23 protein-coding genes and 1 pseudogene are annotated in these 19,241 nt (G+C 36.3%); 23 read left to right on the forward strand and 1 reads right to left on the reverse strand.

Going from position 1 to position 19,241, the window contains the following annotated elements; all coding sequences use genetic code 11:
• Nucleotides 1–83 precede the first annotated feature (83 nt).
• The 8 genes and pseudogenes from LC095_RS07325 to LC095_RS07360 all read left to right on the forward strand — a co-directional run bounded on the left by LC095_RS07325 (nt 84) and on the right by LC095_RS07360 (nt 4,910).
• On the forward strand, nt 84–1,223 hold the full coding sequence (locus LC095_RS07325; RefSeq protein ID WP_264195953.1) for a M20 family metallopeptidase: 1,140 nt from the start codon (nt 84–86) through the stop codon (nt 1,221–1,223).
• A gap of 312 nt (nt 1,224–1,535) precedes the next feature.
• Nucleotides 1,536–1,880 (forward strand): PadR family transcriptional regulator, encoded by a 345-nt coding sequence (locus LC095_RS07330; protein ID WP_226527541.1) that lies wholly within the window; start codon nt 1,536–1,538, stop codon nt 1,878–1,880.
• Nucleotides 1,880–2,212: a DUF1048 domain-containing protein gene (locus LC095_RS07335; RefSeq protein ID WP_226527542.1), complete on the forward strand. Its 333-nt coding sequence runs from the start codon at nt 1,880–1,882 to the stop codon at nt 2,210–2,212. Before LC095_RS07330 ends, LC095_RS07335 begins: the two co-directional genes overlap by 1 nt.
• Nucleotides 2,213–2,255: 43 nt before the next feature.
• On the forward strand, nt 2,256–2,609 hold the full coding sequence (locus LC095_RS07340; protein ID WP_226527543.1) for a DUF1048 domain-containing protein: 354 nt from the start codon (nt 2,256–2,258) through the stop codon (nt 2,607–2,609).
• Nucleotides 2,606–2,938, forward strand: a complete 333-nt coding sequence (locus tag LC095_RS07345) for a DUF1048 domain-containing protein (RefSeq protein ID WP_226527544.1) — start codon at nt 2,606–2,608, stop codon at nt 2,936–2,938. Before LC095_RS07340 ends, LC095_RS07345 begins: the two co-directional genes overlap by 4 nt.
• A gap of 135 nt (nt 2,939–3,073) precedes the next feature.
• Nucleotides 3,074–3,220: pseudogene (locus LC095_RS07350) on the forward strand (DUF1048 domain-containing protein); the annotation flags it as partial.
• Nucleotides 3,221–3,398: 178 nt separating this feature from the next.
• Complete coding sequence (locus LC095_RS07355) at nt 3,399–4,160, forward strand: ABC transporter ATP-binding protein (RefSeq protein WP_226527545.1); 762 nt, start codon at nt 3,399–3,401, stop codon at nt 4,158–4,160.
• The gene (locus tag LC095_RS07360; RefSeq protein ID WP_226527546.1) at nt 4,161–4,910 is read left to right on the forward strand and encodes an ABC transporter permease; all 750 of its coding nucleotides are present in this window, start codon (nt 4,161–4,163) and stop codon (nt 4,908–4,910) included. It begins immediately after the preceding gene.
• Nucleotides 4,911–5,062: 152 nt separating this feature from the next.
• Here LC095_RS07360 and LC095_RS07365 read toward each other — a convergent pair whose 3' ends face one another.
• Nucleotides 5,063–5,983, reverse strand: coding sequence for a class I SAM-dependent methyltransferase (locus LC095_RS07365; RefSeq protein ID WP_226527547.1), 921 nt, complete (start codon nt 5,981–5,983; stop codon nt 5,063–5,065).
• A 408-nt stretch (nt 5,984–6,391) separates the two neighbouring features.
• Between LC095_RS07365 and panE the strand changes: the two genes are divergently transcribed.
• The 15 genes from panE (at nt 6,392) to LC095_RS07440 (ending at nt 19,209) form a co-directional block, all read left to right on the forward strand.
• Entirely contained in the window at nt 6,392–7,318 is a 927-nt protein-coding gene (gene panE, locus LC095_RS07370) for a 2-dehydropantoate 2-reductase (protein WP_226527548.1), read from the forward strand.
• Between the two features lie 34 nt (nt 7,319–7,352).
• The gene (locus tag LC095_RS07375) at nt 7,353–7,619 is read left to right on the forward strand and encodes a histidine kinase (protein ID WP_226527549.1); all 267 of its coding nucleotides are present in this window, start codon (nt 7,353–7,355) and stop codon (nt 7,617–7,619) included.
• Nucleotides 7,620–7,985: 366 nt separating this feature from the next.
• The gene (locus LC095_RS07380) at nt 7,986–9,218 is read left to right on the forward strand and encodes an ATP-grasp domain-containing protein (protein ID WP_226527550.1); all 1,233 of its coding nucleotides are present in this window, start codon (nt 7,986–7,988) and stop codon (nt 9,216–9,218) included.
• Nucleotides 9,219–9,392: 174 nt separating this feature from the next.
• Nucleotides 9,393–10,259 carry an alpha/beta fold hydrolase gene (locus tag LC095_RS07385; RefSeq protein ID WP_226527551.1) on the forward strand — a complete coding sequence of 289 codons (867 nt, stop codon included), beginning with the start codon at nt 9,393–9,395 and terminating at the stop codon, nt 10,257–10,259.
• 152 nt (nt 10,260–10,411) lie between these two features.
• A complete protein-coding gene (locus LC095_RS07390; protein ID WP_226527552.1) occupies nt 10,412–10,621 on the forward strand; it encodes a hypothetical protein in 210 nt (69 codons plus the stop codon).
• A 90-nt stretch (nt 10,622–10,711) separates the two neighbouring features.
• Nucleotides 10,712–11,221, forward strand: a complete 510-nt coding sequence (locus tag LC095_RS07395) for a GrpB family protein (RefSeq protein ID WP_226527553.1) — start codon at nt 10,712–10,714, stop codon at nt 11,219–11,221.
• Between the two features lie 194 nt (nt 11,222–11,415).
• On the forward strand, nt 11,416–12,315 hold the full coding sequence (locus LC095_RS07400; RefSeq protein ID WP_226527554.1) for an ABC transporter ATP-binding protein: 900 nt from the start codon (nt 11,416–11,418) through the stop codon (nt 12,313–12,315).
• Nucleotide 12,316: 1 nt separating this feature from the next.
• Nucleotides 12,317–13,057, forward strand: a complete 741-nt coding sequence (locus LC095_RS07405; protein WP_226527555.1) for an ABC transporter permease — start codon at nt 12,317–12,319, stop codon at nt 13,055–13,057.
• 5 nt (nt 13,058–13,062) lie between these two features.
• Nucleotides 13,063–14,199, forward strand: a complete 1,137-nt coding sequence (locus tag LC095_RS07410) for a sensor histidine kinase (protein WP_226527556.1) — start codon at nt 13,063–13,065, stop codon at nt 14,197–14,199.
• Nucleotides 14,196–14,798: a response regulator transcription factor gene (locus LC095_RS07415; RefSeq protein ID WP_226527557.1), complete on the forward strand. Its 603-nt coding sequence runs from the start codon at nt 14,196–14,198 to the stop codon at nt 14,796–14,798. The genes LC095_RS07410 and LC095_RS07415 overlap by 4 nt, the downstream gene beginning before the upstream one ends.
• A gap of 29 nt (nt 14,799–14,827) precedes the next feature.
• Nucleotides 14,828–15,286 carry a DinB family protein gene (locus LC095_RS07420; protein WP_226527558.1) on the forward strand — a complete coding sequence of 153 codons (459 nt, stop codon included), beginning with the start codon at nt 14,828–14,830 and terminating at the stop codon, nt 15,284–15,286.
• A gap of 54 nt (nt 15,287–15,340) precedes the next feature.
• On the forward strand, nt 15,341–15,982 hold the full coding sequence (locus LC095_RS07425; RefSeq protein WP_226527559.1) for an NUDIX hydrolase: 642 nt from the start codon (nt 15,341–15,343) through the stop codon (nt 15,980–15,982).
• A gap of 2 nt (nt 15,983–15,984) precedes the next feature.
• Nucleotides 15,985–16,299, forward strand: coding sequence for a hypothetical protein (locus LC095_RS07430; RefSeq protein ID WP_226527560.1), 315 nt, complete (start codon nt 15,985–15,987; stop codon nt 16,297–16,299).
• Nucleotides 16,300–16,382: 83 nt separating this feature from the next.
• Nucleotides 16,383–17,003 (forward strand): RsiV family protein, encoded by a 621-nt coding sequence (locus tag LC095_RS07435; protein WP_226527561.1) that lies wholly within the window; start codon nt 16,383–16,385, stop codon nt 17,001–17,003.
• Between the two features lie 544 nt (nt 17,004–17,547).
• Nucleotides 17,548–19,209, forward strand: coding sequence for a glycoside hydrolase family 13 protein (locus LC095_RS07440; protein ID WP_226527562.1), 1,662 nt, complete (start codon nt 17,548–17,550; stop codon nt 19,207–19,209).
• Nucleotides 19,210–19,241: the final 32 nt, after the last annotated feature.

Here is a 19,241-nt window from a genome sequence, read left to right on the forward strand (position 1 = left end):
AAAAAAGAATAGTTCTTAATTATATGTTTATCCCACAGAAAACAGTGGGTAATGAACTTACAAACAAGCATAAGGAGAGAAAAATGATTGAAACTTATTTAGAAACAAAAGAACAAGAAATGTATGAACTTTTGGAACGTATTGTGAATACAGACAGCGGAACATATGATAAAGAAGGTGTAGATGCGGTTGGTGACATCTTAATAGAAAAATTTGAAGAGATAGGAATGAATGTTAAAGTTCATTATGAAGATAAGCTGGGTAATCATTTGGAAATTAAAGCATCAAGAGATCTTGATCCTAAAATTCTAATCATTGCCCATATGGACACCGTTTTTCCAAAGGGAGAAGCGGAAAAACGTCCATTTAAAGTGATTGGTGACAAAGCATTTGGTCCTGGTGTTAATGATGAAAAAGCGAGTCATGTTCAAGTTTTATACGCGCTGAAGGCGTTGAAGGAAGCCGGATCTGATGCATATAAAAATGTGCATATTATTTTTAACAGTGACGAAGAAATCGGTTCTCCTACCTCAAAACCATTAATCAAACAGGTTGCTGAAAACAAACAATATTCACTTGTTGTGGAATGCTCACGCCCAAATGGAGGACTAGTAACTGAGCGCAAAGGGGTTGGACAATTCACGCTTGACGTAAAAGGGAAAAGTGCTCATTCCGGAGTAGATCCTGAGCGGGGGAGAAGTGCCATTGAGGAAATCTCCCATAAAATTATAAAACTTCAACAGCTGAACAATTATGATGAAGGAATATCTGTAAACGTTGGGTTAGTGCAAGGGGGAACCTCGACAAATACAATTCCTTCGGTTGCGAGAGCAGACATCGATGTACGATTTACCAATGAACAACAGGCGGCCGATATTGTGAAGAAAATAACAGAAATTTCACAGGAGGAACATGTTTCGGGTACATTTACTAAGCTTAAAGGAGATATTAGTCGACCTCCTATGCAGAAGACAAGTGAAACTGAGCAGCTAATGAATGTTATCCATGAAGCGGCAGATGATCTTGGCATAACGATCCGTGAGGTAAGCTCCGGTGGAGGGTCGGACGCATCTTTTACAGCAAGTGAAGGGATTCCAACAGTAGATGGAATGGGTCCAATGGGGGAGTTTTCTCATAGTGAAAAGGAAGAGTATACGGACTTAAAGACATTCACTAAATTTACTGCATTACTTGCAAAAACGATTGAAAAATTAAGTGTATAGTTTTGTTTACAGTTAAGCAAGTCACAATATTTTTTCTTGTATACTATGTGTACAAAAAGATCAGGATGGATACTATCCTGGTCTTTTTATATGTAAGCACTCAGTAGGTAGGAGTAACTTCTTAGATATTAAATTAGAAAAGAACATGTATGATGTTATTAAAATTGGGCTTAATTGATTAAAAGTTTTATTGACAAGTGACGGTATTATGTAATACTATATACTAGTAATAAGTAATACTAAATATCAGTAGCACATAATACCTGTGATACTGAAAACAAAAAAATAGGAAATACAAGTGAGGGAAAATAGTTGGAAAATATTACAGAAATGCTGAAAGGGGTGCTTGAGGGTTGTGTGCTTGAGATCATCAGCCGTGGAGAAACTTACGGCTACGAAATCACGCAGCAGCTGCGAGAACTTGGCTTCACTGATGTGGTTGAAGGCACAGTTTATACAATTACCATGCGACTTGAGAAAAACAATCTGGTGAACATCGAGAAAAAGCCATCAACTATGGGACCGCCGAGAAAATTTTACACACTCAACGCAGCAGGTCAAGAGCATCTTGAAATTTTTTGGAAAAAATGGGAATTCGTATCAAGCAAAATTAACGAACTCAAAACAAACATAAAATCAAAAGGAGAAGTAATATGATGAATATTTTTGAAAAAATCTTTGGCGATTTTAGCGAAAAAAAAGCATGGCATGAAATAGAAAAACGCGCCAAATCCTTACCTGAAGACTACTACAACGCCTACAAAGCGATGCAAAAATATCTCTGGAACACTGGCGGTGTAATGGATTGGCAAGAAACAAAATTCGTCTTTAATCACATCATCGACCTTCTTGAAGAAGCCGCAGCAAATGGTAAGCGAGTTAAAGAAGTTACTGGCAATGACGTATCAGCCTTCTGTGATGATCTTGTCATTGATGCAAAATCGTGGGTTGATAAGCAGCGTCAAAAACTCAACGATTCGATTAAATAATAGAACTTTGCTAAAACAGCTTAGTATCTTAAAGGAGACGACAATGAACTTTTTAGAAAAAATAACCGGCAGTGATATGACTAAAGCAATGAAAGGTTTTGAAGCGCGAGTAAAAGTCTTGCCAGCTGAATATCAAACTGCTTGGAAAGAAATGATAAGTAATCTCTGGATGCACGGAGATTTCACCGGTCGTAATCTGATGCCGATTCTTGACAGTGCTCTTGAACTGCTTGAAGTTACATCAGGAGACTGCCAGAGAATCGAAGAAGTACTAGGAGATGATATTAAAGGATTCTGTGCAGCTCTTGTTGGTGACGAAGGAGCAAAAACTTATAGAGATAAATGGCGTGACCAACTCAACAACAACGTAGCAAGAAAATTGGGAGGACTAAAATGAGTATCAAAAAAATCATCGAAGGCAAAAAAGAATGGAGAGTCCATGTTTCGCGTGTCAAAGCGCTTCCACAAGATTACCAAATTGTCTATAAAGAGATCCAAAAATATCTCTTCAAAGTCGGCCCTGTTGAGCTAAACGAAGGTATCGGACTGCTCTCTGAAATTCTCAGCTTCTTTGAAGAAGGTGCAGCTGCTGGGAAAGGTGTTCTTGAAGTCACAGGAACAAACGTTGCTGCTTTCTGTGATGAGCTTATTGAAGATTCAATAACTTACGCTGAACTCTATCAAGAATCGGTCAATCAAAAAGTCGTTAAAACTATGAAAAAATAGAAGGAACTTTAATAATATTGTGTTTTTATTCACTTTATTAATTCCACAAAATCCTATTTTTATCACTTCTATAAAAAACAATTTTTGAACATTACTCATTCCTTCTTCAATTAAACTGCTCAATGGACTGAATAAATTGAGTTGTTCGATGCCGGTGCGGAATAAGGAAGGCAACTCTTGGAAATCACTGGGTTCGGCTTGATATCCTTTGCCAACTTACTTACGGCAAACGCTAAAACCTATGTCGACAAGTATCGTGAAGATATGAATCAGATCGATTAGGAAATAGGAAATTCAATAGATAATTCTGACTGAATAGCTGGTTACAAATTAGATGGCCGCCTTCACTATTCAGTTATATTTTTAACTCGGTAGTAAGTAATACTGATTATCAGTCAGGCTAAGTAGGGTAGTTTAGGCAATCTTGTGCCTTGCTGGACTTTTATAAGGAGGAAAAAATATGAACAATACAGCGATTTCTGTAAAAGAGCTAAAAAAATCCTTTAAAGACAAGGAAGTCTTAAAAGGGGTAGATTTTGAAGTGCAGCGCGGCGAAATTTTCGCACTGTTGGGCTCAAATGGAGCTGGCAAGACAACTACGGTTAACATCCTCTCGACGTTGATGAAGCCCGATGGCGGTGAAGTAGGTATTTGTGGTTATGACGTCCAGCGTCAACCTGATGATGTTCGTCAAAGCATCAGCCTGACAGGGCAGTTTGCAGCTTTGGACGGCATGCTCACCGGGAGGGAAAACTTGATGTTGATCGCCAAGTTACGGGGAGTTTCCAATCCATCTCAAGTCGCTGACAAATTGCTAGCAAGATTCAGCCTCAACGATGCGGCCAATCGCCGCGCCGATAAGTATTCCGGTGGGATGAAGCGCCGGCTAGACATTGCCATGAGTCTGATCGGGACGCCAGCAGTTATTTTTCTTGACGAACCCACAACAGGGCTTGACCCCGAAGCGAGGATTGAAGTCTGGAATGCCGTCAAAGAGCTTGCCAACGGAGGAACAACCATTATGCTGACGACCCAGTACCTGGAAGAAGCAGAACAACTTGCAGACCGTATTGCCATCCTGCATGGCGGAAAAATCATTACGACCGGTACTCTTACCGAACTTAAGGAGATGTTCCCGCCAGCGAAAGTAGAGTACGTCGAGAAGCAGCCGACATTGGAGGAAATTTTCCTATCTATTATTGGTAAAAAGGAGGAGATGTAAATGAATAGGAATACAGGGGTATTACTAGGACGTTTAATGAGGAATATCATGCGCAGCCCAGATACGATTATCACGGTGGCGATTACGCCGATTATGATGATGCTGCTGTTTGTCTATGTATTTGGCGGAGCCATAGAGACAGGCACAGATAACTACGTCAATTATTTATTGCCGGGAATCTTGTTGATGGCTATCGCTTCCGGAGTAGCTTACACTTCATTGCGGCTGTTTACGGATGTAAAGAGTGGACTGATGGCACGTTTTATTACGATGCCCATCAAGCGCTCATCGGTGTTATGGGCTCATGTATTGACCTCGCTTGTTTCCAATGCGCTTACTGTTATGGTGGTTATCCTAGTCGCACTATTGATGGGCTTCCGTTCCAGTGCTGATGTCCTGGATTGTTTCATGGTAGCTGGGATACTCGCTCTCTTTACACTGGCACTTACATGGTTGGCAGTCATTCCCGGATTAACAGCGAAGTCTATGGAAGGGGCGACAGCATATTCGTATCCGTTGATTTTCCTGCCGTTTATAAGTTCGGCTTTTGTTCCCACCGAAACCATGCCTAAAATTGTCCGTACGTTCGCTGAGAACCAGCCCGTGACATCAATAGTGAATGCTATTCGTGCCCTCTTGTATGAAGGGAATGTTGGTACTGATATTTGGACCGCACTTGCCTGGTGCCTCGGCATCATGATCATCGCTTATTTCTTCGCAAATAAAGCGTTTAAACGTCAGTTAGGATAAGTACGCATTGAGAGAATAGCATATTAATAGACAGCTGTTTTGATGAAGCCATTTGGTATCAAATGGTTCGATCTAAAGGTAGTCCAATAGGATAAAAATAGTATTTGATAATAAAAGCCTCTCGAATTTTGAGAGGCATTACATAATCTTAATTACTTCTTTACAGCGTGGATAAAATGAATTGTTTCATATGCTGATAAATAATCGGTTCGATTTCTAAAGAAATTTTCATTGATCATAGTTGGTGTTAAATGTTCATAAATGAGTAAACCAGATCTTTCGAATAAATTCTCAATTTCATGATAAGTAAAACTTGATTTCATTGGTTCTCCACTTTCAGTAGCCATTTTCACCATGTTTTCAACTCTATTAAACATCCCTTTTTCCTCAAAGAGGTTTTCATCTGCATAATCTAAAACAATAGAGCTGCCTGATGGCATGTTAGCAAATAAGTGACTTATTAAGTTTGTATGTTCCTTTTTACTTAAATAATAAGAAACACCTAATAGGCTAAAGAATGTTTTTTTATTATCATAATTGAAACCAGCATCAATTAATTCTTGATAAGAAAATGTAGCAGTAAAGTCCATAGGAACAAAATGAAGGTTATTAGGGATATCCAATTTAGCATTTGCTAACTTTTTCTTTTTGAATTTTTGAGTAGTTGGGTGATCAATTTCAAATATTTCTAGTCTGTTTTTCAATTCCGGATATCGGAAGCAAAATGTATCTAAGCCAGCTCCAAGTATGACATACTGTTGTACACCTAATTTAATCTCATTAAGTAGTACTTTTTCACAATAGGCAGAACGTGCTAAGGGTGTAGGAGAAAGCTGTACGTGTGTAATCCATTTTAATATTTCTTTTGGATCATCTTTATATCGTAGCCCAATATCTCTGTTAAAAAATTCTATCCCGTTAACCATATTATTACTAATAGTCAAAAATTCTTCTTTGGAAATTAGAGTGTTTGCAAGAAAATCATCAAAAATTTTTGGAGTGTCATATTTACTGTGATATGCACGACCAAAAGCCGCTATCAAGGAAGTTAAACTGGACTCATCATGTTCCATTCCATTTTCCTCCTATATAAAAGAATGAGATTCCCCTGGCCAGGAGAATCACATTATAATACGTGTAATAATAAATGTAAATTATAGCATAAATAGAATTTTTTGTCAAATATTTTACATCTTGTAAATTTTGACTAAAAGAGGATGCTCGTAAGAAAAAAGGAGTATCCGTTGTTCCCGAACAGGTATGAATATCATCAATAAAAAAACCTTTCATAAATTGAGTTGCATTTTTGAATGGATTAAAGGTTATTTTAATACATATGAAGAAGTGTAATTTAGAATAGGGGGAATATAAGAGTACTAGTCTTAGAGACGATGTTGTTGCAACAATATCAGTTAATGAAGTATTTGTAATCAGTAAGAAGAATTTCATTTGTGAAGAATATTTAAGTGGAGGCAATAAATATGCGTATTTTAGTAGTCGGAGCTGGAGGAATTGGAGGATATTTTGGAGGCCGATTAGTTGAGAAAGGTGAAGACGTAACGTTTCTGGTCCGTAATAGACGAAAACAACAAATTGAAAAAAATGGCTTAGTTATACGCAGCGTAAAAGGTGATTACACTTTTTCACCCAAATTAATGACAAAAGATGAACAGTCAGATTCATTTGATCTCGTATTACTCTCGGTAAAAGCTTATCATTTAGAGGAAACAATAAATGATTTAAACCCTTTCATCGGCGAGAAAACAGTCATTATTCCATTATTAAATGGAGTAGCTCACCTATCTCCATTACAACTGGCATTTGGAGAGGAAAAAGTGGTTGGTGGCTTATGTATTATAGAAACAACGTTAAATGAGTTGGGAGAAGTAATACATACAAGCGGATTTGATCAACTAGTATTTGGCGAACTAGATCATTCAAGGTCAGAGAGAATTCAACAAATTACGGCTACATTCAGTGGTACAAGAGCCAACTTTATTTTGAGTCATCATATTATGCAAGACATTTGGAAGAAGTATTTACTTATTACCGTTATGTCAAGTGTCACAACACTGATGCGAGCACCAATGGGTCCAATTTGTGAAAGCGATGGTGGGATAGACTTTATTAGAAGTTTATGTGAAGAAGCAGCAATAATAATGAGAGCTTGTCATGCTCCAATTCCTGACAATATTGTTGATGTGCATATGAAGACAGTGGAAAACCTTTCCTATGATTTCAAGACTTCAATGCAGCGTGATATGGAAAAAGGTTTATCAATTGAAAGTGAGCATTTACAAGGATATTTATTAAAATTGGCAAAAGAACGTCATGTTGATACCCCAAGGCTGAATGTTGTTTATCAAAATTTAAAAGTATATGAAAAACAACTAATGGACGTTTTATAAGTAAAAAAACGATCTTAGTTTGATCTCATTGGTCATGATCATTACGTTTATCATTTTATGTTTTATTGTCCAACAAGTATTAAATCCCTTACCTGAACCTCTGGATTTATTGCTACTATTAATTCTATTGCTGGGTTCGTTCCTTACTGCTATTTTTAGTGTCAAAGGGCAGTTAAAGACAATTACTTTAACTATTTCTTCTTTGGGTATCTTCGTTTTATTCGATTTGTTTATTTTTGTTATTGGTATTATGTTGTTCGGTAACTTTGGGACAAAATCTGCAAAAAGAGTTTCTATGTAAAGGACACTCTAAATGAAGAAACAGGTAGAATTCACTGAAAGTATAGTGTAACGATCTATCATTGACATATGAAAACCTTCAAGATTGTTTGTGTAAACAAGAACTGTTACATGGGGTGATGAACCCTTTGTTAACGGTTCTTTTTTGTTTTTTAAAATAATAATTTATCTATTTGGTTTCCTAGTAATAAATGAAAATAATGTAGAAATATGAAAAAAAATAGGTTTAAGGATTGTCTTTTTTGTGAATTAAAAAGGTAATAGAAATCAAAAGAGATTACTAGAGTGCTGAAATGTAAGTTTTTAAATCTTTTAAATAAAAGAGAATATTATTTTACTAAAACAAGGACTTTAGGAGGTTTTTTAAATGGGAGAAGCAGCAAAAAAATTAACATTTACACAAAATAAACAATTAAATTTCCGTCCGGTTTATTCACTTCAAGATATTTACGGTGAAGAAATCATTTTTAATCCGAAATTATATGCAGAAGATTATCAGCATTTTGCAGGAGATCTATTAAGCTTAAATGCGTTAACAGGTAGGGAACTTGGTGTTGTTGGAAATACACCGGTTGTATGTCATGAGGCATGTGCAACAAAACCTGCATTACAATTGTTGAAAAAGGCAGGACTTCAATTACCATCAAAGCTTTACACGTATCGAAATGAAGAAGAATATATCGAAACTCTTAAGCTTTTATCAAAACAACGGAAAAAGGTGATTTTTCAATATCCGCATCCTGAAGATAAGGTGTCAACTGAACTGTACAGGGTTGGCCCGGAAGTGTTAGCCTATCTTTGTGATAAGCGGAATATACCTGAACTCGTTCCATCCGAACATATACCAAAGCGAAGAATGATGAGCCTGGAACAAATTATGGAGGAAAAACCGGAACTGCCATTTGTATTAAAAACAGGTGATGGTCGTCCGACTTCAGGTGGATATGGAGTTTTACTTATTAGTGAAGAGAAACAACTTGAAGAAATAAATGAAAGTTTTGGTGACTTAACATCCATCATTGTTGAGGAACAAATCCCATACGAGAAAAACATTTCTGTTCATTATATGGCAGACAAAAATGGGGTTATTCAATTTCTAGGAAAGTCAGAACAACTTGTAACTGAAGATGGTAATTTCTGCGGGAGTTGGATTTCCACTGATTATGATGACAGTATCGCAGATATCGTGAAAACCGGTTTTGAAGTAATGAAAAATATTTCGGATAAAGGATATGTCGGTGTAGCCGGCTTCGATGTTCTCTTATATAACGGGCAATATTATTTTATTGATTTAAATGTCCGTTTTAATGCATCAACATGTGGACTTCTGTTATACAACGAAATTCAAGAACGATTTGGCAAAAAGTGCATGCGTTTATGTAATTTTGATTGGAATGAGAATTTTGAAAGTGCCATTCCGATAGCCGAAAAATTCTTAGATAAGGAACATTTTATACCATTAAGTGTATTAGACCCAAGATATTTTCCGGATAACAATCAAGTGACCAAGATAATCGGTCTAGTGATAGGGCATTCTTCAGAAGAAGTTGAGGAAGTGTTGGAAGAGATGAACAGAGCAGGGTTTAGTTTAAAAGAATAATACGATTAGGAGGGGTTGTTACAACAGGGTCAGTCTTTGTGACAACCCTGTTTTTTGTGCGTATAAATGTTTAAAGACTAGATTGGAATATTGTGTTAAATTTATAAGGTGAAATTGCAATCTATAGATCTGTATCAAATTAATGATAAAGCCTTAGGAATGGGTGATTAGTAAATGATTAGAACAATTAAAAAATTGAAGATAGAAGGGGTGACGATGGAATATTCTATTATTGGTGAAGGAGAGCCCATACTCGTATTCCATGGTGGACACTCAAACTGTTATGAAGAATTTGGTTATAAAGCATTAATTGAACGTGGTTTCTCATTAATTACTCCTTCAAGACCAGGTTATGGAGAAACCTCTAATGAAATCGGAACAAGCCTCTTATCAGCATGTCATTTTTATAAAAGGTTACTAGATCATTTAAACATAGATAAAGTTCATGTACTCGCAATATCTGCAGGTGGACCAAGCGGTATTTTTTTCGCTGCAACCTACCCGGAAAACATACATACCCTTATATTACAGTCTGCCGTTACAAAAGAATGGCTTACCCCAAAAGACATAGAATACAAGGTTGCGAATATAATATTCCGCCCAAAAACTGAAAGATTCACATGGAAACTCATCTCTATCATGAATAATGTTTTCCCGCAGTTTATATTCAAACAAATGCTTCCATCATTTAGTACACTCACATTTAAACAAGCAAAAGATAAATTAGATGTAAACGATATAGAGGCTATAAGAAAAATGAACAATCGTCAGCGATCTGGTAATGGTTTTCTACTTGATCTAGTTCAGATAAATGAAGTTACGATCGACACTTTAAAAGCTGTACAATGTCCAACATTTATTATGCATAGTAAAAATGATGCTTCAGTACCATTGGAACATCCAAATCTTGCTCATGAGAATATTCCTTCTTCCAAATTGCAATTACTGGACACATGGGGGCATTTAATTTGGTTAGGGAAAGCATCTGAAGAAACTGATAGAAACCTTATTGCGTTCCTTATATCTCATAAAATGACTTAAGATAGTTAATACATATACGAATTTTCAGTACCTAATTTCTATCTTTGTCCACACATGTTATAATTAGAAGCTTAGAAACTGTAAGTTTTTGATCAACATAACCGGATGCCTACAAAAGCCTCCGCCCAGTGAAAAAATAGGAGATGTAAAGAATGAATAAACGATGGACAATCGGAAAAATTAAAGATTTTGTTGAAAAAAATTCTGAAAGTACGTTACTAACGACAGAATATCACGGCTTTTCTCAAAAGTTACAATTAAAGTGTGCGTGTGGTAATAGTTTTGAAAAAACCTTCACGAAATTTAAAAACAATAATCAACGTAAATGTGATGTGTGCCAACCACCAAAAGCATCGCGTTAAAACTCACAAAGAGTGCCGGTTTCTTTCAATAGAAGTTGGCACTTTTTTATATAATTGTAGTGAGTAAGGATAATGGAGGGGGATTTAGGTTTGAAAGTGCGGTTTACAAACTTTAGTGAAGAGTGGTCTCGAATGTTTCAATCGGAGGCACAATTTCTGAAAACAATTTTTGGAGATGAAATCATCAAGTTTGAACATTTTGGGAGTACGTCAGTTCAAGGCATGAAAGCAAAACCTGTTATTGATATGATGTGCATCGTTAAAGATATAGAGAAGATTGATTTATTTAATAGCAAAATGACTTCACTTGGTTATGATGTTGCAGGGGAATGGGGCATCGCAGGCAGAAGGCTATTTCGTAAAGGTGGGGAAAATAGAACCCATCATATTCACTTTTATGAAAAGAACAATCCTCAAATTGACCGTCACCTTATCTTTCGAGATTACCTGCGCTCTCATCCTAAGGAGGTCGAAACGTATAGCTCGTTTAAAGAACGTTTGGCTCAACGGTTCGATTCCACAACTGACTATAGTCCAGCCAAAAAAACGTTTGTGAGGGAAATGGAACAGAGAGCACTTAGTTGGTTTGCGAATAAATGAGTTTTCACTAAAAACACCTACAAACAATGTATCCACTGTTTGTAGGTGTTTTTAGTTTTTCATAACTGTAGGTTCCATTTCTAAAGATGTCACTGACCTCAATATGACAATTGTCACCTCACATCATGACATACTCTACTAATCCAAATCCTTCCTCCATTGTAAAATAACCTTATAAACAATGGAGGTCACAAATGGAACCGATAATTGAGCTAAATAAAGTAACGAAAATTTATAAAAATAAAACCGCTGTTCATGAGATTTCATTTTCTATTCATAAAGGAGAAATTGTTGCGATCCTGGGTCCTAATGGAGCGGGCAAGACAACAACAATGAATATGATGCTTGGGCTGTTAAAGCCTAGTGAGGGAAATATCCAACTATTTAAAAAACAGCCCAAAGATAAATTTGTAAGGGAGAAAATCGGTGCGATGCTTCAAGAGGTAAGTGTAATTGATGCTTTAAAGGTGAAAGAAGTCATTCACCTTTTTAAAAGCTATTATCCAAATCCCTTGTCTTTTGAGGAGCTAGTAGATATCACTGGTTTTAGTCAGAATGAATGTCAAAAACGGGCAAATAAACTTTCTGGAGGACAGAAAAGACGACTTGGCTTCGCCATTGCGATGGCAGGTGATCCTGATGTGTTATTTTTCGATGAACCAACAGTTGGCTTGGATGTGACATCAAGAAAAGTGTTTTGGAATACGGTGAAGGATCTAAAACAACGGGGAAAAACAATCATTTTTACAACACACTATTTACAGGAGGCAGATGATATTGCTGAGCGGGTGATACTCTTTCATGAAGGAAAGATTGTCGGCGATGGGACTCCTTTGGATATTAAGAGTAAGCTCACAAAACAAGCCGTAACATTCTCGGCAGATTCAACCATTCATTATGAGGAATTAGTCTCTCTTCCTTTTGTAACAGATATATATGAAAAAGATGGACGATTATATGTATTAACAGAGCAACCTGATGATGTCCTTAAAGCTATATTTGCGAAAGAAATTCCAGTACGTAACATTGGAGTTGAACGGGGACGTCTTGAAGATGCGTTTGAACAAGTAATGGAAAAAAGGGAGGTTGTTTAATATGAACGGACTTTTGATGCAATGTAAGATGGAAGTATTGAGGATTTTACGGAATCCCTATTACGTGTTTTGGTCATTGTTTATGCCTATTGCCTTTTATATTGTGTTTACTAGAATTTTTAACTCCGCAATGGACGATCAACAACTATGGCAGGCGCATTATCTAATGTCAATGACAGCCTTTAGTTTGATGGGCTCTGCGATCATGACTCTTGGTATCCGCCTGGTTGAAGAAAAAGCTCAAGGGTGGTCTACCTTTATGAGAATAACTCCTTTATCTGATCATGCCTATTTCTTTGCAAAAATGGTTGGTCAAACAATGATTCATATATTGTCAATTGTGGTTATTTTTACAGCTGGAGCAATGATTAACGGGGTTTCTATGTCAGTGGTGGAATGGTTACTGTGTGGGGTGTGGCTATTGTTTGGTTCCTTGCCATTTCTTGCATTGGGAACGTTAGTAGGAACAATGAAAAGGGTAGATACAGCTGCAGGGATTTCAAATATGGTGTATATGATTCTTGCTATTGCAGGTGGTATGTGGATGCCGCTTGAGATTATGCCGGATTTTGTCCAAACAATTGGGAAATGGCTTCCATCTTATCATTTTGGTAATGGTGCATGGCAAATTGTTCGCAGTGAACAGCCGGAATGGGCTAATTTCATCCTTTTAATTGGGTATCTCTTCCTATTTGTGGTAATATCAGGTTATATTAGGAGAAAACAAGAAGCGGCGGTGTGAGCTAAATGGTGCAGAAGTTAAAGGGGTTTAGGGTTTTTCCAGCTAGATATGGTTTCTTTCCGTATGTGTTTTTAATATATCTTGCCATGCCTGCCTATTATGTCGCAATGGCACAAGGGTGGAAACAAATAATTGGAATCGGGTTGCTGCTGTTGTTTCTAATCACATATCGGCAGCTCTATAACTCTTTTGATAAGAAATCATATACGTATTGGCTCGTCATACAAGTTTTTGTCATTTTAATTCTAGCAATCTTATTTAATCTCTATAATATATTCCTAGGGTTTTTTACCGCACATTTTATTGGATGGTATAAGAGTAAGAAAACGTTTTTCAAAGCTTTGGGTATGTTTGCGATCGTCATTATATCACCGTTGATTGTTCAAAGAGAGACCTTGGAGGTACAAGACCTATACTATTATGGTATTTTTATCCTCATTATGTTCATCTCCCCATTCGGTATCAGGTCTATGAGTACCAGAATGGAATTGGAGAAAAAGCTGGATGAAGCAAATGAACAAATTAAAGAATTGGTCAAACGAGATGAAAGAATGCGTATTGCGAGAGATCTTCATGATCATTTAGGTCATACATTATCACTCATTACGTTAAAAAGTCAGCTCGTGCATAAATTAATAAGTAAGGATATTGAAAAAGCCAAATTGGAGACAAAAGAGATCGAACGAACTTCCCGTTCAGCACTAAAGCAAGTAAGAGAATTAGTATCTGATATGAAAGCCATTACGGTGGCGGAAGAACTGATTGAGTCGGAGATTCTTTTACAGGCAGCAGGAGTTTCCTTTCAATTTACAGGAGATTCAAAGTTGGAAGATGTTCCGTTACTCACGCAGAATATCCTCAGCATGTGTCTTAAAGAAGGAGTAACAAATGTGGTCAAACATAGTCAGGCAAAAAACTGTGTCGTTCAGCTTGTGAAAAGAGATGGAGAAATTGAATTAGCTATTTTAGACGACGGAAAAGGTCTTAATGAAACAGTTGAAGATGGGAACGGTTTGAAAGGTATTAGTGAACGTTTGAGATTAATAGATGGAATGATGAAAATCATCTCACAAAAAGGAACAAAATTAATCATAACTGTTCCAATTATTGTTAAGGATAAAAAGGTCGGTGTTGGATCGTGATAAGAGTGATGATTGCAGAAGATCAAGGAATGTTAAGGGGAGCATTAGGCTCTTTACTAGATTTTGAGGATGATATTGAAATTGTGGGGGAGGCATCAAATGGCAGGGAAGCATTAAACATGATTACCTCCCTTCAACCTGATGTATGTTTAATGGATATTGAAATGCCTCTAATGAGTGGCCTTGATGTAGCAGAAGAGGCAAAAAAACAATTTTTCACCTGTAAAATCATTATATTAACAACGTTTGCGCGTCCCGGATATTTTGAGCAGGCAGTAAAAATTGGCGTAAATGGCTATATGTTAAAAGACGGTTCCATTGACGAGCTTGCTGAGTCGATTCGCAGTGTTATGAAAGGAAAACGAGAATTTTCTCCGGAATTGATTTTTGGAAGTATGAAGCACGATAACCCACTGACTGATCGTGAAAAGGATGTATTACGATTAGCATCAGAAGGAAAAACCTCTAAAGACATCTCTTCAGAATTATTTTTATCAGCAGGTACTGTCCGAAATTATATGTCTGAAATACTCAATAAACTCGAAGTGAAAAACCGAACGGAAGCTGTGACGGTAGCGAAGGAAAAAGGGTGGATATAATAGAGATTAATAGTTGAGGTGATGTCAAAATGAAAACGATCAAAAGCATGTTTGACCATTTACATTGGGCTAATCAGCAGATTTTAAGTACTCTAAAAGCGAACGAACCTAGAGGCAGCCACAAAGCTAGACAGTTCTTTTCACATATTCTTTGTGCAGAACAAGTATGGTTAACGAGAATTCAAGGAAAGGATAGCTCAAATTTACCCATTTGGGCTGATATTGGATTAGAGGACTGTGAGAAACTTTTAAAACTAAATGAAAAAGGGTTTTCTGAAATCCTAACAAATTTATCAGAAGAGAACCATATTGACCTAGTCCAGTACAAAAATAGCAAAGGTGAGAAATTTCAATCATCACTTATCGATATTTTAACTCATGTTGCTTTACATGGTCATTATCATCGCGGGCAGGTCAACTTAAAACTTCGAGCAGAAGGAATGGAACCTGTTAGTATTGACTTCATTACATTTGTAAGGGAAAGTTAATAAATGTAATATCAGATTGTTTATACTAAAAAATACATTTCAGGGAGAAAAATCATGAGTGAACAAGAAAAATTAAAGATTTTTGATGATCATCGAAACCTTATAGGAGTCGCTTCCCGGAGTGATGTACATAAACTTGGGCTTTGGCATGAAGTATTTCATTGTTGGTTTATCAGAAATGAAGAGGGTATAGATTATATCTATTTACAGCTTCGTAGTAAAAGTAAAAAAGACTATCCCGATCTATTAGATATCACGGCTGCCGGACATTTACTAGCTGACGAAACCGTTTTGGATGGAGTAAGAGAAATAGAAGAAGAAATAGGTGTAAGTGTCGATTTTGATGAATTAATAAACTTGGGAGAAATTCGATATTGTGTGACGAAGCAAGGTTTTATTGATAAAGAACTAGCAAACGTTTTTTTATATAAAAGTGAGTATAACTTTGATGATTTCACACTTCAAGTAGAAGAGGTTGCAGGTATTGTAAGAGCTGAATTTACTGATTTTGCTCAACTTTGGTTTGGGGAAAAAGATGAAATTGAAATCAGTGGATTTGAAATAACGGATGAAGGTGAAAAATGTAGCATTCGTAAACATGTAAGCAGAGATAAATTTGTGCCACATGAAGTTTCTTTCTATAAAGAAGTGATTGGCAAGCTGCAAGAACTTTGTGTTGACAGAATAGGGGGTTGAAAATGGTTGGTTTACTTAATATTGGCAGCCTTGTGCTTGGACTTGTTGCATGGATTCTTCCAATTGTAAATATTGTACAGGTTAAAAATCAGAACAATAGGAAGTGGATGATGCTCTCCGTTTTGAGTATAAGTGCATGCGCTATTTCACTATGTTTCCAAATTTTCTATAGTTATCATCTCGTACAAATTGAGGATTGGTCAGCATTAATGGACACAGCTGGTGCAGTTGCATACGTTGGTGCCTATCTGCTCATTGTGACCTTACTATTAAATGGAGTTACTTTGTTTATCTATCGCAGGAGAATAGCAAAATAGACTTTTTGTAATGCTGTTGATTTTTACTCATTATTACTCAAGCTGAGAATACAATGAGTAAAAAATAAGAAGGTGATACAAGTATGTCCTTTTCATTACCTGTGGCCACAAAAACAGTAAAGATTAGCAGTGCGCCGAAAAAGACAGTCGTTTATCCGAGAGTTGTTCGCATGCGAAATCAACATTTGCAAACATATATCAATCAGATCATTGTATATACAACACAGCAGCTCATCGATCAACAAGTTGGAAATATGCCAAGTACGGTTGAAGAAATGCTTGGAGAATATGAGATCAAAAACAACCAGCGTCAAGTATTGAGCTTATCACTTTCAAATTATACGTATCATGAAAAAGCGGCACATGGATTGACGATAATTAAGTCTTTAACATTTGATCTTAATAAAGGAAAATTTTGTAACCTCAAAGATTTATTTAAACCTGGTATTGATTATATCAAAACTCTCTCAAGCATCATCCAGGCGCAAATAAAAGAGCGTGATATTCCAATTCTTAATGGCTTTACATCAATTTCGCCAGATCAGGAGTTTTACATGGCTGATAAAGCGTTGGTCATCTATTTTCAACTTTACGACATTACTCCATATGCATTTGGTTTTCCAATGTTTCCAATATCCGTTTATGAGATTCAAGATATCATAGATGAAAATGGACCTCTTGGCCGAATGGGTGTTAACAATTAGTTTAAAGCTAACTCAAAAAATTAAAGTCAGTACTTAATGATCGCATCAATTTTCGCATTTGTCGTCTATATGGTTATTCTGAATCATTTTATTGTAGATCTTAATGATAGAATAAGGGAATTAACTAAAACATTCTTATCTTTTAATAATGTACAGATTTATTTATACATGATGATATCAGTAGGGGTCATTTACATGATTTCATGGATGCTGTCGATTCGTATTTATAAAAGGAAAGTGTTTTAAGGAAAAAGTGCATCTGTTTTACTGGATGCATTTTTTCTGTTAACTGCTTCAAGAGCACATATATAAAATCTTATTATCCACAATCATCTATGCAAACGATTGCCCTAAAATATAATGCTAGTAGACTGGGATCTATGCCTAATAGAGTGAAACATATTAATTATAAAGGGAAAATTAGTCGTATAAACAGAATTAATTGAAAACCTTAACAAAAAATCTATGAAAATTTAATGCAAACGGTTGCTCATATTCTCATAGTCTGATATATTAGTTTTTAGATTACGAGGAGGAATGCATCATGAATAGAATATGGTGGAAAGAAGCAGTTGCTTACCAGATCTACCCTCGCAGCTTTATGGATGCTAATGGTGATGGAATTGGTGATTTGCAAGGGATTATGTCCAAGCTTGATTATTTGCAGGATTTAGGAATTGATGTGATTTGGATATGTCCAATTTATACATCACCTAACGATGACAATGGGTATGATATAAGCGATTATAAGGGAATTATGGAAGATTTCGGAACGATGTCCGATTTTGATCTGCTTTTAAAAGAGGTTCATAAGCGAGGGATGAAATTAATCATGGATTTGGTAATTAACCATACTTCTGATGAACATCCTTGGTTTATTGAATCTCGTTCATCAAAAGAAAGTCCGTATCGGGATTATTATATATGGCACCCTGGTGAAAATGGGGAACCTAATAACTGGGAATCAATTTTTGGAGGTTCTGCTTGGGAGTATGACCCGGAGACAAAAGAATATTTTATGCATGTTTTCTCCCGCAAACAACCGGATTTAAACTGGGAAAACCCAAATGTCCGAAAAGACTTATATGAGATGGTCAATTGGTGGCTTGATAAGGGAATTGACGGTTTTCGGGTTGATGCAATATCACATATTAAGAAAGTTGCAGGTTTCCCTGATTTACCAAACCCAAAGAACCTTAAATATGTTCCGTCATTCGAAGGACATATGAATCAAGAGGGAATTGATGTATTTCTTCAGGAACTGAAACGGGAAACGTTTGCTAAATATGACATTATGACAGTCGGTGAAGCAAATGGTGTAAAGCCAAATCAGGCGGAAGAGTGGGTTGGAGAAGAAAAAGGCGTTTTTAATATGATTTTTCAATTTGAACATTTAGATCTCTGGGGGAAAAGCGTATCTGGAGGAATTGATCTTAAAGGATTGAAAGAAACGTTTAACGCATGGCAAACAGCCCTTGATGAAAAAGGATGGAATGCATTGTTTCTAGAAAATCATGATCAACCTCGTTCTGTTTCGACATGGGGAGACAGTGAGAAATACTGGGATCAATCAGCTAAATGTCTTGCGACAATGTATTTTCTCATGCAAGGAACACCGTTTATTTACCAGGGACAAGAAATTGGAATGACCAATGTTAAGTTCCCATCAATTGACGACTATAATGATGTTGCGATTAAAAATTTGTATCGAAACGGTATGGAAGATGGTCAAAGTCATAAAGAGTTGATGGAGATTATTTGGAAAAACGGTCGAGATAATTCAAGAACACCGATGCAATGGAATAAAAATAAAAATGCTGGTTTTACGACAGGGCAGCCTTGGTTAAAAATAAATCCGAATTTTACCGAAATAAATGTAGAATCTGCAATGAATAACCAGGATTCCATTTATAATTACTATAAAAAATTGATTCAATTACGTAAAGAACATTTAGCCCTTGTGTATGGTAGTTTTAAGCTTATTTTGGAAGATCATCACCAAATTTTTGCTTACTTAAGAATATGGAAAGATGAAACATTCCTAATCATGACCAATCTTTTCGATATAGAAGCTTCCTACCAACTACCTGCTGAATGGCAACATCAACATGCCGAAATGTTGATCGGAAATGATAACGTTTCTGAGACTTCAGTTATGAATGGTGTATTAAAACCTTTTGAAGCAAGAGTGTATCGATTAACATAATATTTTGCAACCGTTTGTGGAAACGGTTGCCT

Source organism: Metabacillus niabensis (genome assembly GCF_020524345.1).
Taxonomy (GTDB): Bacteria; Bacillota; Bacilli; order Bacillales; family Bacillaceae; genus Metabacillus; species Metabacillus niabensis_B.

What these genes read in the sequence shown, in the direction of transcription:
- LC095_RS07325 (WP_264195953.1), top strand. Translation starts at nt 84, where the DNA reads ATGATTGAAACTTATTTAGAAACAAAAGAACAAGAAATGTATGAACTT.
- LC095_RS07335 (WP_226527542.1), top strand. Translation starts at nt 1,880, where the DNA reads ATGAATATTTTTGAAAAAATCTTTGGCGATTTTAGCGAAAAAAAAGCA.
- LC095_RS07340 (WP_226527543.1), top strand. Translation starts at nt 2,256, where the DNA reads ATGAACTTTTTAGAAAAAATAACCGGCAGTGATATGACTAAAGCAATG.
- LC095_RS07345 (WP_226527544.1), top strand. Translation starts at nt 2,606, where the DNA reads ATGAGTATCAAAAAAATCATCGAAGGCAAAAAAGAATGGAGAGTCCAT.
- LC095_RS07355 (WP_226527545.1), top strand. Translation starts at nt 3,399, where the DNA reads ATGAACAATACAGCGATTTCTGTAAAAGAGCTAAAAAAATCCTTTAAA.
- LC095_RS07360 (WP_226527546.1), top strand. Translation starts at nt 4,161, where the DNA reads ATGAATAGGAATACAGGGGTATTACTAGGACGTTTAATGAGGAATATC.
- LC095_RS07365 (WP_226527547.1), bottom strand. Translation starts at nt 5,983, where the DNA reads ATGGAACATGATGAGTCCAGTTTAACTTCCTTGATAGCGGCTTTTGGT.
- panE (WP_226527548.1), top strand. Translation starts at nt 6,392, where the DNA reads ATGCGTATTTTAGTAGTCGGAGCTGGAGGAATTGGAGGATATTTTGGA.
- LC095_RS07375 (WP_226527549.1), top strand. Translation starts at nt 7,353, where the DNA reads ATGATCATTACGTTTATCATTTTATGTTTTATTGTCCAACAAGTATTA.
- LC095_RS07380 (WP_226527550.1), top strand. Translation starts at nt 7,986, where the DNA reads ATGGGAGAAGCAGCAAAAAAATTAACATTTACACAAAATAAACAATTA.
- LC095_RS07385 (WP_226527551.1), top strand. Translation starts at nt 9,393, where the DNA reads ATGATTAGAACAATTAAAAAATTGAAGATAGAAGGGGTGACGATGGAA.
- LC095_RS07390 (WP_226527552.1), top strand. Translation starts at nt 10,412, where the DNA reads ATGAATAAACGATGGACAATCGGAAAAATTAAAGATTTTGTTGAAAAA.
- LC095_RS07400 (WP_226527554.1), top strand. Translation starts at nt 11,416, where the DNA reads ATGGAACCGATAATTGAGCTAAATAAAGTAACGAAAATTTATAAAAAT.
- LC095_RS07405 (WP_226527555.1), top strand. Translation starts at nt 12,317, where the DNA reads ATGAACGGACTTTTGATGCAATGTAAGATGGAAGTATTGAGGATTTTA.
- LC095_RS07410 (WP_226527556.1), top strand. Translation starts at nt 13,063, where the DNA reads ATGGTGCAGAAGTTAAAGGGGTTTAGGGTTTTTCCAGCTAGATATGGT.
- LC095_RS07420 (WP_226527558.1), top strand. Translation starts at nt 14,828, where the DNA reads ATGAAAACGATCAAAAGCATGTTTGACCATTTACATTGGGCTAATCAG.
- LC095_RS07425 (WP_226527559.1), top strand. Translation starts at nt 15,341, where the DNA reads ATGAGTGAACAAGAAAAATTAAAGATTTTTGATGATCATCGAAACCTT.
- LC095_RS07430 (WP_226527560.1), top strand. Translation starts at nt 15,985, where the DNA reads ATGGTTGGTTTACTTAATATTGGCAGCCTTGTGCTTGGACTTGTTGCA.
- LC095_RS07435 (WP_226527561.1), top strand. Translation starts at nt 16,383, where the DNA reads ATGTCCTTTTCATTACCTGTGGCCACAAAAACAGTAAAGATTAGCAGT.
- LC095_RS07440 (WP_226527562.1), top strand. Translation starts at nt 17,548, where the DNA reads ATGAATAGAATATGGTGGAAAGAAGCAGTTGCTTACCAGATCTACCCT.